Source organism: Brevundimonas sp. FV1ye28 (assembly GCF_058681135.1).
The window spans coordinates 2665359-2678450 of sequence record NZ_CM178731.1 but is presented as its reverse complement, the minus strand read 5'-3'; the positions used below and the strand labels follow the sequence as shown (position 1 = coordinate 2678450).

Annotated in this window: 16 protein-coding genes; 8 read left to right on the top strand and 8 right to left on the bottom strand. The window is 68.7% G+C overall.

Features of this window, described 5'->3' with window-relative positions:
• Nucleotides 1-174 precede the first annotated feature (174 nt).
• Both ACW171_RS13140 and ACW171_RS13135 read right to left on the bottom strand, forming a co-directional pair.
• A complete protein-coding gene (locus ACW171_RS13140) occupies nucleotides 175-963 on the bottom strand; it encodes an SDR family oxidoreductase (protein ID WP_492093809.1) in 789 nt (262 codons plus the stop codon).
• A gap of 2 nt (nucleotides 964-965) precedes the next feature.
• Complete coding sequence (locus ACW171_RS13135) at nucleotides 966-1268, bottom strand: 4a-hydroxytetrahydrobiopterin dehydratase (protein WP_492093808.1); 303 nt, start codon at nucleotides 1266-1268, stop codon at nucleotides 966-968.
• Nucleotides 1269-1414: 146 nt separating this feature from the next.
• Here ACW171_RS13135 and ACW171_RS13130 point away from each other — a divergent pair, with 146 nt between their 5' ends.
• The 5 genes from ACW171_RS13130 to ACW171_RS13110 all read left to right on the top strand — a co-directional run bounded on the left by ACW171_RS13130 (nucleotide 1415) and on the right by ACW171_RS13110 (nucleotide 5856).
• Complete coding sequence (locus tag ACW171_RS13130) at nucleotides 1415-2122, top strand: Crp/Fnr family transcriptional regulator (RefSeq protein WP_492093807.1); 708 nt, start codon at nucleotides 1415-1417, stop codon at nucleotides 2120-2122.
• A gap of 61 nt (nucleotides 2123-2183) precedes the next feature.
• Nucleotides 2184-2984 carry a class I SAM-dependent methyltransferase gene (locus ACW171_RS13125; protein ID WP_492093806.1) on the top strand — a complete coding sequence of 267 codons (801 nt, stop codon included), beginning with the start codon at nucleotides 2184-2186 and terminating at the stop codon, nucleotides 2982-2984.
• 44 nt (nucleotides 2985-3028) lie between these two features.
• Nucleotides 3029-4570, top strand: coding sequence for a 2-polyprenylphenol 6-hydroxylase (gene ubiB, locus ACW171_RS13120; RefSeq protein ID WP_492093805.1), 1542 nt, complete (start codon nucleotides 3029-3031; stop codon nucleotides 4568-4570).
• A gap of 16 nt (nucleotides 4571-4586) precedes the next feature.
• On the top strand, nucleotides 4587-5117 hold the full coding sequence (locus ACW171_RS13115) for a hypothetical protein (protein ID WP_492093804.1): 531 nt from the start codon (nucleotides 4587-4589) through the stop codon (nucleotides 5115-5117).
• A gap of 31 nt (nucleotides 5118-5148) precedes the next feature.
• Entirely contained in the window at nucleotides 5149-5856 is a 708-nt protein-coding gene (locus ACW171_RS13110) for a hypothetical protein (RefSeq protein WP_492093803.1), read from the top strand.
• A 48-nt stretch (nucleotides 5857-5904) separates the two neighbouring features.
• Here ACW171_RS13110 and arfB read toward each other — a convergent pair whose 3' ends face one another.
• The 4 genes from arfB to ACW171_RS13090 form a co-directional block, all read right to left on the bottom strand.
• Nucleotides 5905-6306, bottom strand: coding sequence for an alternative ribosome rescue aminoacyl-tRNA hydrolase ArfB (arfB, locus tag ACW171_RS13105; RefSeq protein ID WP_492093802.1), 402 nt, complete (start codon nucleotides 6304-6306; stop codon nucleotides 5905-5907).
• A complete protein-coding gene (locus tag ACW171_RS13100; protein WP_492093801.1) occupies nucleotides 6303-6782 on the bottom strand; it encodes a YaiI/YqxD family protein in 480 nt (159 codons plus the stop codon). Before ACW171_RS13100 ends, arfB begins: the two co-directional genes overlap by 4 nt.
• A 170-nt stretch (nucleotides 6783-6952) precedes the next feature.
• Nucleotides 6953-8305, bottom strand: coding sequence for an amidohydrolase family protein (locus tag ACW171_RS13095; RefSeq protein WP_492093800.1), 1353 nt, complete (start codon nucleotides 8303-8305; stop codon nucleotides 6953-6955).
• A 1-nt stretch (nucleotide 8306) separates the two neighbouring features.
• On the bottom strand, nucleotides 8307-9797 hold the full coding sequence (locus ACW171_RS13090; protein WP_492093799.1) for an amidohydrolase: 1491 nt from the start codon (nucleotides 9795-9797) through the stop codon (nucleotides 8307-8309).
• 211 nt (nucleotides 9798-10008) lie between these two features.
• On the opposite strand from ACW171_RS13090, the gene ACW171_RS13085 reads away from it, so the two are divergent.
• Both ACW171_RS13085 and ACW171_RS13080 read left to right on the top strand, forming a co-directional pair.
• Complete coding sequence (locus ACW171_RS13085) at nucleotides 10009-10215, top strand: helix-turn-helix transcriptional regulator (RefSeq protein ID WP_492093798.1); 207 nt, start codon at nucleotides 10009-10011, stop codon at nucleotides 10213-10215.
• Nucleotide 10216: 1 nt separating this feature from the next.
• Nucleotides 10217-10849, top strand: coding sequence for a hypothetical protein (locus ACW171_RS13080; protein WP_492093797.1), 633 nt, complete (start codon nucleotides 10217-10219; stop codon nucleotides 10847-10849).
• Between the two features lie 79 nt (nucleotides 10850-10928).
• Here the strand turns inward: ACW171_RS13080 and ACW171_RS13075 are convergent, their stop codons facing one another.
• Nucleotides 10929-11858 carry an electron transfer flavoprotein subunit alpha/FixB family protein gene (locus tag ACW171_RS13075; protein WP_492093796.1) on the bottom strand — a complete coding sequence of 310 codons (930 nt, stop codon included), beginning with the start codon at nucleotides 11856-11858 and terminating at the stop codon, nucleotides 10929-10931.
• A complete protein-coding gene (locus ACW171_RS13070) occupies nucleotides 11859-12623 on the bottom strand; it encodes an electron transfer flavoprotein subunit beta/FixA family protein (protein WP_492093795.1) in 765 nt (254 codons plus the stop codon). It abuts the gene before it with no gap.
• 127 nt (nucleotides 12624-12750) lie between these two features.
• On the opposite strand from ACW171_RS13070, the gene ACW171_RS13065 reads away from it, so the two are divergent.
• Nucleotides 12751-13092: a hypothetical protein gene (locus tag ACW171_RS13065; RefSeq protein WP_492093794.1), complete on the top strand. Its 342-nt coding sequence runs from the start codon at nucleotides 12751-12753 to the stop codon at nucleotides 13090-13092.

Here is a 13092-nt window from a genome sequence, read left to right as displayed (position 1 = left end):
GTCCGGGTCCTGGGCCCAGGACGCCTTCCCCGACGACGGGATGGCTCCATTATAAGGGATGTTGGAGGGGGCGCCGGTTCGGAGGGGTCTTAAACGTTCGGGGCGTTGGAATCGTTGGAGGATTCGGACGATGCTTGGCCAAACTTCCCTCTCCCACCGGGAGAGGGACTCTCTTCATTGCGCCGTCATGCCGCCGTCGATCTTGAACTCGGCGCCGGTGACGAACTTGGCTTCGTCGGAGGCCAGGTAGAGGACGCAGTAGGCGACGTCGTTAGGTTCGCCGATCCGCTTGAGCGGGATGCCGCGCGCGAGGCGTTCGTGGGCCTTGGCCTCGTCGCCGCCGGCCATGGCGACGAAGGGATCCAGGATCGCGGTCTTGATGAAGACCGGGTGGACCGAGTTGACGCGCACGTTCCAGTCCATCTTGGCGGCCTCGAGGGCGACGGTCTTGGTGTACATCCAGACGGCCGCCTTGGTGGCGTTGTAGGCGCCCATGCCCGGGGCCCCGGCCAGACCCGCGATCGACGAGATGTTGACGATGGCCGCCGAGCCAGAGGCCCGCAGGTGCGGCATGGCGTGTTTGCAGCCGAACATGACCGAGCGCAGGTTGATCTCGTACTGGCGCTGCCAGTTCTCGGCCGTGTCCTGCTCGGCGAACAGGAGGACGTCGCCGACGCCGGCATTGTTCACCAGGATCGACAGGCCGCCCATGTCGGCGGTCGCCCGCGCGACGACCTCGATCCACTGGTCTTCACGGGCGACGTCGTGGGCATAGCCGAAGGCGGCGCCGGGGATTTCCGCGTTGATCCGTTCGGCCAGATCCTTGGCGCCCTTGCCGTTGATGTCGGTGATCGCGACCTTCGAGCCCTCGCGCGCCAGCATCCAGGCGATGGCCTCGCCCAGTCCCTGGGCGCCGCCCGTGATCAGCGCGGTCTTGCCCGCGACGCGTCCCGTCGTCGTCATTCTCATTCCCCTCCCAGGGATTTCGCGGCGTCGTCAATGAAGCGCGCCATCGTTGTGTCGAGGTCGGTGACGCCGCCCGCGTCGTGGGTCGTCAGAAGCACCGTGACCCGATTGTAGACGTTCGACCATTCCGGATGATGATCCATGGTCTCGGCCTTCAAGGCGACCCGCGTCATGAAGGCGAAGGCGGTGTTGAAGTCGGCGAACCTCAGCACGCGTTCGATGGCGGGCCGGTCGCCGTCGTGGACGGACCAGCCGCTCAGGTCCTTGAGCGCATCGGCGGGGGCGAGGGTCGGTCGGGTCATGCGGATCTCCTGGCGTCGGGCGTAACCGTCTCCCCGCGCGCCCGCAAGGCGCCGCTACGTCACCTACCGGACACTCGCTGGGTACGGGAACGCGCATATGAGCTGGGGCGTTTGCAAGCGTCGCCATATGGATCGGGACCCTCGACATGGACAATCTCTGGATCGCCTCCCTGGACGCCGCCGACCGTAAACGGCTGGAGCCCCACCTGTCCGAACGCGTCTTCGCCCAGGGCCAGATGCTGTACGACGCCGGAGAGGCGGTGGACGAAGTCTGGTTCCCGTTGAGCGGCGTCGTCTCCCTGATGACCGTCCTGCCCGAGGACAAGATGGTCGAGACGGCCGCCATCGGCCGGGAGGGTCTGGTCGGGGTCACCTGCGGACCGATGAACGCCCGCGCCTCCAGCCGCGCCATCGCCCAGATCGAGGGATCGGCCGCCTGCTGTCCCGGCGACGTCTTCTCGGACGCCCTGGGCAAGAGCGAGCGCATGAGGACGGCCCTGTCGAAATTCACCGAGAGCCTGTTCGCCCAGGTGCAGCAGACGGCCGCCTGCAACGCGCAGCACAGGCTGGACGAGCGGCTGGCGCGCTGGTTGTTGACCCTGCACGACCGGGCCAGTTCGGACCGGTTCGATCTGACCCAGTCCGACATCGCCGGCATGCTGGGCGTGCGTCGCGCGACGGTGTCCGAGGTCGGGGCCGAGCTGGAGGGGCATAAGCTGATCCGGCGCGGTCGCGGCTGGGTCGAGGTGCTGAACCGACCGGCGCTGGAGGAGGCCGCCTGCGGCTGTTACGGCGCCATGCGGAACGTGATGAAGGATCTGGGCGTGCCGAGGCCGCGCGCGCCGAACGCATGAACGTCGGGCGCGACGGCGAGGCCCGGTGACGTGGCCATCGCGGCGCGCTAGACCGCCTTCCATGACCGCTTCCCAGCACAGTTCCCAGCCCCACGGGCCGCACTCCTCGGGCGACACCTCCTCCTTCGGCTTTCGCGACGTGGATGCGCGCGAGAAGGTGCGGATGGTGCGAGGCGTGTTCGACAGCGTGGCCTCCAGCTACGACCTGATGAACGACCTGATGAGCGGGGGCGTCCACCGGCTGTGGAAGGACGCGGCGGCGGCCAAGCTGAACCCGCGGCCGGGCGAGACCATCCTGGATGTCGCGGGCGGCACCGGCGACATGGCGCGGCGCTATTCGAAGATGGCGCGGCGAGCCCAGGAACGGCGTGGCGGCGACGACGCCTCGGTCATCGTGCTGGACTACAATGCCGAGATGATCCTGGCCGGGGTCGAGAAGGGCGGCGAGCCCGAGATGATCTGGACCGTCGGCGACGCCATGGCCCTGCCGATCCCCGACGCCTCGGTCGACGCCTATTCGATCAGTTTCGGCATCCGGAACGTGTCGGACATCGCCGTGGCGCTCAAGGAGGCGCGGCGGGTGCTGAAGCCCGGCGGACGGTTCCTGTGCCTGGAGTTCTCGCGCCCCACGGCCGAGGCGGTGCGCAAGGCCTATGACGCATGGTCCTTCCACGCCATTCCGCGCATCGGCGAATGGGTCGCCAAGGATCGCGACAGCTACCAGTACCTGGTCGAGAGCATCCGGCGCTTCCCCGACCAGTCGACCTTCAAGGGGTTGATCGAGGAGGCCGGCTTCAGCCGGGTGGCCGTGACCAACCTGTCGGGCGGGGTCGCCGCGATCCACTTCGGGTGGGCGGTCTGAGCTTTCCCGCCGCATACCGGGTCGCGCCCGCAGCCCCGCCGACCGTGCCCGTGCGCGATCCCGTCGGCGCGACCTGGCGGCTGATCCGCTGGGGCGGGGCCCTGGCCAAGCACGACGCCCTGATGCCGCGCGAGATCACGCCGATGCTGCCCGGCTGGGCGCGGCCGATCGCGGGGTTCGTGCATCTGTTCGCGGGGCGCGAGGGTCGGGACGGACGGCCGGGCCAGAGGCTGGGCCGGGCGTTCGAGACCCTGGGGCCGGTGGCGATCAAGCTGGGTCAGGTCATGGCCACCCGCGCCGACATCTTCGGCATCGAATTCGCGCGCGACCTGGGCCGGCTGAAGGACAAGCTGCCGGCCTTCCCGACCGAGGAGGCGCGGCGCGAGATCGAGCGGTCGCTAGGACGTCCGGTCGAGAGCCTGTTCACCGATTTCGGCGATCCGATCGGGGCGGCGTCCCTGGCCCAGGCGCATCCGGCCTGGCTGGCGGACGGGCGCAAGGTGGCGGTCAAGGTGCTGCGGCCCGGCGTCGAACGGCGCGTGGTTCAGGGGCTGGACGCCATGCGACTGGCAGCCGGGATGGTGCACCGGCTGGTCCCCGCCGCCCGGCGGCTGGAGCCCGAAGCCTTCGTCGAGACGGTGGCGCGGTCGATGTACCTCGAGTTGGACATGCGGCTGGAAGCGGCCGCCGCGTCCGAGCTGCACGACATCATGGAGAAGGCCAGGGCCGACGGCGCGCACATGACCGCGCCCAAGGTGGTCTGGGACGGGGTCGGCAAGCGGGTGCTGACGTTGGAGTGGGCCGAAGGTTTGCCCATGACCGATCCGCTGGCCGTCGAACAGCCGGGCATGGACATCAATGCCCTGGCCGACAACGTCGTGCGGGCCTTCCTCGTGCAGGCGCTGGACCACGGGACCTTCCACGCCGATCTGCACGAGGGCAACCTGTTCGCCTCGGCGCCGGCCGAACTGATGGCTGTCGATTTCGGCATCATCGGACGGCTGAACGCGGGTGAGCGACGCTATCTGGCGGAGATCCTGTGGGGCTTCCTGACGCGGGACTACCCGCGCATCGCCCGCGTGCATTTCGAGGCCGGCTATGTGCCGCCGCACCATTCGGTCGAGGCCTTCGCCCAGGCCCTGCGTGCGGTGGGCGAGCCCGTGATCGGCCGGGCGGCCTCGCAGGTGTCGATGGGACGGCTTCTGGGCCAGTTGTTCGAGATCACCGCCCTGTTCGACATGCATCTGCGGCCCGAGCTGATCCTGCTGCAGAAGACCATGGTCTCGGTCGAGGGTGTGGCGCGGCGTCTGAACCCGGATCACGACCTGTGGGCGGCGGCCCAGCCGGTCGTGGAGCGGTGGATCACGCGGGAGCTGGGCCCCAAGGCCCAGGTGCGCGACGGCCTGCGCGAGATTCTGGGCGGGGCGCGGGCCCTGTCGCGACTGGTGCAGGATCCGCCTGCGTCCCAGACCGTTGTCGTGGAGCGGGTGAAGACGCCCGTCTGGCTGGCGGTCTGCGTCGTCGCCGCGACAAGCCTTTCGGCGGCCGCCCTCATTGTGTCGCTTTGGCCCCGGATGCTGGGCTGACAGTCCCGGAGTTCGCATGACCTCGATCAAGACCCTCGCCGCTGGCCTTCTCGTCGCCGCCCTGGCCGGGCCGGTCCTCGCCCAGGCGACGCCCTCGACGCAGGCGCTGAACCAGAGCCGGTCCTTCGCGCCGTCCAGCGGGGCTGCCGCCACCCTGCCCAACACCTTCGACGCTCCCGTCACCACGGCCCCGGCCGCGGCGGCCGCCGCGCCTGCGGTCTCCAACACCCAGATGGCGGAGGAGACCCTGCGGGCCGTGATCGAGCAGTTCCGCGCCGCCGACATCGACGAGCGCCTGTTCACGCCGGGCGTCGCCACGCGGCTGAACGGCCAGCTGGCGGACTATTCCCGGCGTATCCGCGACTACGGTGCGGTCCAGACCATCGAGGCCCAAGGAGCGGCGGACGACGCCGGCCAGTTCCTGGTGACCTTCGAGAACGCCGTGACCCAGTGGCAGGTCGGTCTGGACGACACGGGCCTGATCGCCGCCGTGCGCTTCCGGGAAGCCCCGCCGGAATCGTCCGAGCCGGTCGCGCCCGGCGCCTGACGCCCTTTCGTCTCCTCCCCTGGAAGTCCCCATGAAGCATCTGGCATTCGTCGCCCTCGGCCTGGTCGCCCTCTCGGCCTGCGCGTCCGATCCGGGCCGACCGATGGGGCCCGGCGGACCCGGCGGGCCTGCCGGACCGCGTCCCGGCCTGTTCGTCAGCCCGTTCGGCGAACTGGTCTTCTCCGAACCCGGCCAGCCCTGGCCGGTCGCAGACTGGTTCGCCGGCGCGGATGCCGACAGCGACGGCCGGATGACCTTCGATGAGTTCGCCGCCGACGGCGCCCGCCAGTTCCAGGCTCTGGATGTCCGCCGCGACGACCGCCTGACGCCCGACGAGATCGCCGCCTACGAACAGGACCTGGCCGAGGCGCGGTCCCGCCTGCCCGGCATGGAAGGCGGCCAGCGTGCGCCCGGTCGGCGGCTGGAAGGCTTCAGCGGCGACCGACAGAACCTCGCCGAGCCGGCGCCACAGCAACAGCGTCGCCGGGGCGGCCGGCGCCAGACGGCGCCGACAGGTCCCCTGGCCTATGGACCGATCGCGGCGGCGGGCTTCTTCAACTATCCGCAGCCGGTGAAGGCCGCCGACCTCGACACCAACCAGACGGTGACGCGGGAGGAATGGACCCAGGCGACCGAGCGCTGGTTCATCTTGCTCGACAGCGACCGCGACGGCTTGCTGACGATGGAGACCCTGCCCCGCACCCCGTTGCAGCAGATGATGGACCGAGCCCCGCGCTGAAGCGGCCACGCCCCATCGCCGTCTGATCCGGCAAGGCGGCGGGGAGGATCAGTCCAGCGACGGCTTGCCCCGCCCGCTCTTGATCGTGGCGCGACCCGACTTGGCTTGGAGGCGGCGCTCCTTGGAGGCGCGCGTGGGCCTCGTCGGCACGCGATAGGTCGGAGCGATCGAGGCCTTGTCGACCAGTTCCTGAAGCCGCTCCATGGCGTCGGCGCGGTTGCGCTCCTGGGTTCGGAAACGGACGGCGGTGATGACGATGACCCCGTCCAGGGTCAGCCGGCTGCCCGCCAGTTTCATCAACCGCTCGCGGACCGGATCCCGCAGGGAGGGTGAGTTCCTGGCGTCGAACCGCATCTGGACGGCGGTCGAGACCTTGTTGACGTTCTGGCCGCCCGGTCCGCCCGAGCGGAAGAAGCGGAACTCCAGTTCATTCTCCGGGATGGTGGTCATGGGCCCCTCTCCACTGGAATGGCGCGCTTGGCCACGACCACGGCACGGTCGAGCGCCTGGAGGAAGGACGAGCGGTCCTTGGGTCCGAACGGCGGCGGACCGGAGGTGGCCACGCCCATGGAGCGCAGATGCTCGCCCACCAGCCGTCCGGCCAGGGCCGAGCCGATCGAATCTTCGGTGAAGGGCTGGCCATTGGACTTCAGCGCCTGGGCGCCGGACTTCAGGCAGCGGTCGGCGAGCGGGATGTCTGCGGTGACGACGATGTCGCCGGGACCGGTGCGCTCGGCGATCCAGTCGTCGGCGATGTCGGGGCCGGCATCGACGACGACCTGTTCGATCCATGGTTCGCGGCGGGTGTTGATCCAGGAGTTGGAGACCACGAAGACCTTGAGGCCGTAGCGTTCGGCGACGCGATAGACCTCGTCCTTCACCGGACAGGCGTCGGCGTCGATGAAGATGCGGGGGGCGGTGGGCATGACGTCCCTATACCTCTCCCTCCCCCCGCGGGGGAGGGTCGTCGCGAAGCGACGGGGTGGGGGCGGCGAGGCGATCCAGACACTGCCCTCGCCATGTCGCCTTGCCGTCCCCACCCGGCTTCGCTGCGCTCAGCCACCCTCCCCCGAGGGGGAGGCAGAAGGCGTTGACCCTAGTTGCCGTAAGCCACCGGCATGCCGCCGCCGACACGGCCGCCGTTGCGGTAGCGGTCGCGGAGAAGGTGCTGGCGGCTGGTCAGGGACTGTTCCTGGCCGTTGATGAACTCGGCCGTGACCGAGGACATCGGCTCCAGGGGGTCGCCGGACCAGACGACCACATCGGCCGCCGCGCCTGCGCGAAGCTCGCCGAACTGGCCGGCCATGCCGAAGATGCGCGCCGGATTGACCGTCAGGGCCGCGATGGCCGCCTCGAACGGCAGGCCGTGAGAGACAGCGTTGCCGGCGTTGTAGCGGGCCTCGCGGGCGCGGTGGACCGAGCCTTCGTTGCCCTTGATGGCGATGACGACGCCCGCCGCATTCAGGGCCGCCGCATTCTCCATCCGCGCCGCCCGGGTCTCGAGATTGCCCGGCAGGTTGGAGATGGGGTTCAGCAGGACCGGCGTATCGGCGGCGGCGATCTCGGCGGCGACCAGCCAGCCCTCCTCGGCGCCGTCGAGGATCAGCTTGATGCCTTCTTCCCGCGCCAGACGCAGGACCTGCTGGATGTCGGCGGCGCGGTGGACCGTGACGATCAGAGGCATCTCGCCGTTCACGACGGGGATCAGGGCCTCCAGGTCGGCACGCGACAGGGAGAGATCGCGCAGCGCGGCGCGGTCATAGGCGGCGCGGTTGCGGGCATAGAGGCGGACCTCGTGCAGGGTCTCCTTGAACTGGGTGAACTGGGCGCCGCGTGCGCCGCCCGCCACGCCGGCGCCGGCCTCGCCGAACGGGGCGATCATGGCCACACGCGGCTTGACCAGGATGTCGGTCCCGGCCGCCAGATGGATGACCGAGGCCGTGCCCGCGAACAGGCCCGGCGACTGGAAGCCGCCGTCGCCGGCGCCGGCGAAGTCTGAGTCGTCCTGATGCTGGTGGCCGCCCGAACCGCCCGGATGGTTGGGCACGACGATGGCGCGCGTGATGCCGCCCAGACGCGCCACCGGAATGGCGATCGACCAAGGGTCGAGGCCGTAGCTGACGTCGAAGGAGGCCGAGATGGTGTTGGCGTCGTTGGACTGGTCTTCCGAGCCGCCGACCGAGGAGATCTCGGTCAGGCCGAGGCCCGAGTCCACCGCGACGAAGCCGGGGGTGACGACCTTGCCGGTCGCGTCGATGACGCGGGCGCCGGCCGGGGCCGCGCCGGTTCCGACCGAGACGATCCGGCCGCCGTCGATGACGACCGTGCCGTTTTCGATGACGGAGGTTCCGGTCAGGACGCGCCCGCCGGTGATAGCCGTGACCTGAGCGAGGGCGGGCATGGCCGACAGCGCGAGCGCCGTCAGGGAGATGAGTGCGAAACGACGCATATCAGCGGGCTCCCGGAGCGATGTTGGCGGCGGCGATGCCGAAGCCGGGCTGGCCCAGCTCGAAGTCGGAGACGGGCTGATAACGCGGGTCGAAGCGGTCGAAGGTCAGGGCGCCGTCGATGAAGACCTGATCGGCGCGGGCGTAGACCGAGAAGGGATTGGCGCTCCAGATGACGACGTCGCCGCGTTTGCCGGCTTCGAGCGAACCGGTCTCGTCGCCGATGCCGAGCGAGCGGGCGGCATTGGAAGTGATCCAGCTGATCGCGCGCTCTTCCGAGATGTTCAGTCCGGCGCGGCGACCGGCGGCCAGGGCGGCGGCGGCCTCCTGGTTCAGGCGCTGGGTCAGTTGGGCGTCGTCGGAGTGGATGACGGCGCAGGAGCCTTCGGGCGCGTCGACCAGGGCCGCGTTCTCCTCGATCGCGTCCAGAGCCTCCATCTTGAAGCCCCACCAGCCGGTCCACATGTCGGCGCAGACGCCGGAGGCGGCCAGTTGCGGGGCCAGCTTGTAGGCCTCGATGGCATGATGGAAGGCGGTGATGCGGAAGCCGAACTCATCGGCGATGTCCATCATCACGGCCATCTCGTCGGCGCGGTAGCAGTGGTTCTGGACCATGATGGAGCCGTCCAGCACCCCGGCCAGGGTCTCGTTCTGGAGATTGCGGGTTGGGGGCGATCCCTCTCCGCTGTCGCGCCACTTGTCCCATTTGTCGCGATAGTCCTGGGCGGCGATGAAGGCGGCGCGATAGCCGGCGACATTGCCCATGCCGGTGGCAGGCGACTGGTTGCGCGAGCCATAGACGCGCGACGGGTTTTCGCCACAGGCCATCTTCACGCCATAGGGAGCGTCGGGGAACTTCATCCCCTGCATGGTGATCGACGGGATGTTGCGGACGGTCACCGAACGGCCGCCGAACAGGTTGGCCGAGCCGGGCAGGATCTGAAGCGTGGTCACGCCGCCCGCGCGCGCGGTGTTGAAGCCGGGGTCCTGGGGCCAGATCGAATGTTCGGCCCAGACCTGAGCCGTGTTCGGGCTGGTCGCCTCGTTGCCGTCCGACATGCCCTGCACGCCGGGCGAGGGATAGACGCCGAGGTGGGAGTGGACGTCGATGATGCCGGGGGTTACGTAGCGGCCGCGCGCATCCACGACCCGGTAGCCGCCAGGGACGGGCGTCGAGGCCGGGCCTACGGCCTGGACCTTGCCGTCGCTCATCAGGACCACGCCGTTCTCGATCCGCTGATCCGTCCCGGTCAGGACGGTGCCGCCGACGATGGCGATATTGTCGCGCGGCAGGGGCTGATAGGTCGAGGGATAGGGATCGGGGTTGGCGGCATAGTCGAGGCCGCGCGCCAGGGTGCGTTCGGTTTCGGTTCCACCGCTGTTCGAGCCGTCCGCCGACGGCGCGCCGTCTCCATCCGTGGTGGCGCAGGCCGATAGCGCGAGCGCGCAGGCGACGACGGCGAGGCTTGGCCCCCGCAAGGCGTGACGGATCATCTATGAACGCTCCCCTGTCGCGCCGACCGCGCGGAACGAGGCGGATTACAAAAGCGTCGCAACCCGTCCGTCAAAGGCGGAAACATTACAGATTTGTAAGGATGAGCTGGCGTCGCGGACCGGTCACCCCGCCCGAGCTCCAGTCTGTCAAGAGTTCTTGACAGGCCGACCAAGCCCTGTAAAGAGTTCTTGACAGGTTGGACAGGGTTGGATGCGCAATATCGTGCGTGAACTGCGGGAACAGAAGGGCTGGAGCCAGGGCGAACTCGCTCGCCGCCTCGGGGTCTCGCGTCAGACCATCAACGCGGTCGAGACAGACAAGTACGATCCCAGCCTGCCGCTCGCCCTGCGCATGGCCTTGCTGTTCGAGGTGCCCGTACCAAACCTTTTCATCGACGACTGGCGACCGGAGGAATGAAATGAGTGTGACCAAGCAGAACAAGACCATGAAGGCGCTGTTGGGCGGCGGATTGGGCTTCATCTCGGGCGTCGCGGGCGTCCTGGGCTTCTACGCCCTCGGGGGCGATCTGGACTGGGACGGGGGCCGAGCGGCCGCCACGGCGGTCGGGATCGTCTATCTGGCGACCGGTCTGTTCACCCTGTTGGGTGCCGCCCTGCCCCAGCTTGGGGCCAAGGTCCTGAACGTGTCTGATGTCGAGGAACTGGTCGATCAGCGGGTGATGCTGATGGGCAGCGCCGTGACGGTCATCGCGTTCGGCATCATGTTGTTGTGTCTGGCAGGCGCCGGCGACGACGGGTTCGTGCGCAATGACGTCGCCGTCGGTGCGGTCGCCCTGGCTATCGTCGTCTCGACCGTCGTCACCCTGCGCCAGTGGCGGCTCTATGACGAGCTCTGGCGCCAGTTATCATGGGAAAGCTCGGCCTTCGGCATGGCCTTGATCCTGCCGGTGCTGATCCTGTGGGCGGCAGCCGTTCATCTGGGCTACCTCGCGTCCATGGACCCGCTGGGTGTCATCGCATGGCTGTCCGCGGCCATTCTGGTCGGCGCCGTGATCGCGACCGGCCGCAGGGGACTATTGGCGCTGAAGTGACCCGACGGCCGAAACCTCAGACATGAAGAAGGGCGCGGACCCTGCGGCCCGCGCCCTCCAATCATCTCGAAACCTGAGATCAGCCCAGAGCGGCCATCAGCTCCGGAACGACGGTCTTGTAGTCGCCGACGATGCCGTAGTCCGCGACCTGGAAGATCGGGGCGTCGGCGTCCTTGTTGATGGCGACGATGATCTTGGAGTCCTTCATCCCGGCCAAGTGCTGGATGGCGCCCGAGATGCCGATGGCGATGTAGAGGCCCGGGGCGACGACCTTGCCGGTCTGGCCGACCTGATAGTCGTTGGGCGCGTAGCCGGCGTCCACCGCAGCGCGCGAGGCGCCGACGGCGGCGCCCAGCTTGTCGGCCAGCGGATCCATGACGGCATGAAACTCCTCGGCCGAGCCCAGGGCGCGACCGCCCGAGACGACGATCTTGGCGGCGCCCAGTTCGGGGCGGTCCGACTTGACCATCTCCTCGCCGACGAAGGATGCCTTGCCGGCGTCCGAACCGGTGACGGTCTCCACCGAGGCCGAACCGCCTTCAGCGGCCGGGGCGAAGGCGGTCGGGCGGACCGTGATGACCTTCTTGGCGTCCGAGGACTGGATCGTCTCCAGGGCGTTGCCGGCGTAGATCGGACGCACGAAGGTGTCGGCCGAGACGACCTCGACGATGTCGGAGATGGGCGCGACGTCCAGCTTGGCGGCGATGCGCGGCATGAAATTCTTGCCGTCCATCGAGGCGGGCGACAGGATGGCGTCGTAAGCAGCGGCCAGACCGACGACCGTGGCGGTGACGGCCTCGGCCAGCTGGTGACCCAGTTCGCCGCTTTCGGCGAGCAGGACCTTGCGGACCCCGGCGATCTTGGCCGCGCTGTCGGCGGCAGCCTGTGCGCCCTGACCGACGACCAGGACATCCACGTCCGAGCCCAGGGCCAAGGCGGCGGTCACGGTCTTGTGGGTGCTGTCGCGGACGGTCGAACCGTCGTGATCGGCAATGACGAGGACGGCCATCTACAGGGCTCCCGCGGTCTTGAGTTTGGAGACGAGTTCGGCGGCGTCGGCCACCTTGATCCCGGCCGAGCGGGTCGGCGGGGCCGTGACCTTGACCACCGTCAGGCGGTTGGCCGTATCGACGCCGTAGTCGGCGACCGCCTTCATGGCGATCTCCTTCTTCTTGGCCTTCATGATGTTGGGCAGAGACGCATAGCGCGGTGTGTTGAGGCGCAGGTCCACAGTGACCACGGCCGGCAGGGGCGCCGACAGGGTCTGGGCGCCGCCGTCCACTTCGCGAGTGACCTTGGCCGCGCCGTCGGCGATCTCGATCTTGGCGGCGAAGGTGGCCTGGGGCCAGTCGAGCAGGGCGGCCAGCATCTGGCCGACCGCATTGTTGTCGCCGTCGATGGACTGTTTGCCCATCACGACCAGGTCCGGCTTCTCTTCGTCGACCACGGCCTTCAGCAGCTTGGCGACGGCCAGGGGCTCCAGGTCGGCGTCGGACTGGATCAGGATGCCGCGGTCGGCGCCCATGGCCAAGGCCGTGCGGATGGTTTCCTGGGCCTGGGTAACGCCGATGGAGACGACCACGATCTCCGTCGCGGTGCCTGCGGCGTGGTGTTCCTTGCCCTCTTTCAGACGAACGGCCTCTTCGACGGCGATTTCGTCGAACGGATTCATGCTCATCTTGACGTTGGCCAGATCGACGCCGGTCTGGTCCGCCTTCACGCGGGCCTTGACGTTATAGTCGATCACCCGTTTGACGGGGACGAGTACCTTCATGTGCGCCAGTCCTTCAGGATCGCCGGCCCAAGAATGCCGGAATGTTGCGGCAGGGAATGGAACGGGCGAAGAAGCCTGTCAACGTAACGCGACGTGAACTTGAAGCGTCGCCGCGAGTGGAAAATCGATGAACCGCTTCCTGACCATGCGTCGCCTGACCATACTGTTCCTCGGGATTTTCACCGTCCTCGTGGCCGGGGCCTTCGCCTTCCAGCGCTTCTATGTCGCGCCTGAGGAGGCCTGCACCCAGACCGGGCGCTGGTGGTACGAAGAGGGGCGTGAATGCGTCCAGCCCATCTATCTGCCCGACATCACCGGGCGTCCGGCGGGCGTGACCCGCGCCGAGGCCTCGAACGAACGCAACCGTGAGCTTCTGGCGATCGAGGATCGTTTGGCCGCCGAAAAGGCCGCGCGCACCGCCGCGACCGAGCGGGACCGCGCCGACTATCGCGACAAGACCGGGCAATAG

Excerpts from the sequence above, each read along its gene's own strand:
- ACW171_RS13140 (WP_492093809.1), bottom strand. The coding sequence starts at position 963 with ATGACGACGACGGGACGCGTCGCGGGCAAGACCGCGCTGATCACGGGC.
- ACW171_RS13135 (WP_492093808.1), bottom strand. The coding sequence starts at position 1,268 with ATGACCCGACCGACCCTCGCCCCCGCCGATGCGCTCAAGGACCTGAGC.
- ACW171_RS13130 (WP_492093807.1), top strand. The coding sequence starts at position 1,415 with ATGGACAATCTCTGGATCGCCTCCCTGGACGCCGCCGACCGTAAACGG.
- ACW171_RS13125 (WP_492093806.1), top strand. The coding sequence starts at position 2,184 with ATGACCGCTTCCCAGCACAGTTCCCAGCCCCACGGGCCGCACTCCTCG.
- ACW171_RS13115 (WP_492093804.1), top strand. The coding sequence starts at position 4,587 with ATGACCTCGATCAAGACCCTCGCCGCTGGCCTTCTCGTCGCCGCCCTG.
- ACW171_RS13110 (WP_492093803.1), top strand. The coding sequence starts at position 5,149 with ATGAAGCATCTGGCATTCGTCGCCCTCGGCCTGGTCGCCCTCTCGGCC.
- arfB (WP_492093802.1), bottom strand. The coding sequence starts at position 6,306 with ATGACCACCATCCCGGAGAATGAACTGGAGTTCCGCTTCTTCCGCTCG.
- ACW171_RS13100 (WP_492093801.1), bottom strand. The coding sequence starts at position 6,782 with ATGCCCACCGCCCCCCGCATCTTCATCGACGCCGACGCCTGTCCGGTG.
- ACW171_RS13095 (WP_492093800.1), bottom strand. The coding sequence starts at position 8,305 with ATGCGTCGTTTCGCACTCATCTCCCTGACGGCGCTCGCGCTGTCGGCC.
- ACW171_RS13090 (WP_492093799.1), bottom strand. The coding sequence starts at position 9,797 with ATGATCCGTCACGCCTTGCGGGGGCCAAGCCTCGCCGTCGTCGCCTGC.
- ACW171_RS13085 (WP_492093798.1), top strand. The coding sequence starts at position 10,009 with ATGCGCAATATCGTGCGTGAACTGCGGGAACAGAAGGGCTGGAGCCAG.
- ACW171_RS13080 (WP_492093797.1), top strand. The coding sequence starts at position 10,217 with ATGAGTGTGACCAAGCAGAACAAGACCATGAAGGCGCTGTTGGGCGGC.
- ACW171_RS13075 (WP_492093796.1), bottom strand. The coding sequence starts at position 11,858 with ATGGCCGTCCTCGTCATTGCCGATCACGACGGTTCGACCGTCCGCGAC.
- ACW171_RS13070 (WP_492093795.1), bottom strand. The coding sequence starts at position 12,623 with ATGAAGGTACTCGTCCCCGTCAAACGGGTGATCGACTATAACGTCAAG.
- ACW171_RS13065 (WP_492093794.1), top strand. The coding sequence starts at position 12,751 with ATGAACCGCTTCCTGACCATGCGTCGCCTGACCATACTGTTCCTCGGG.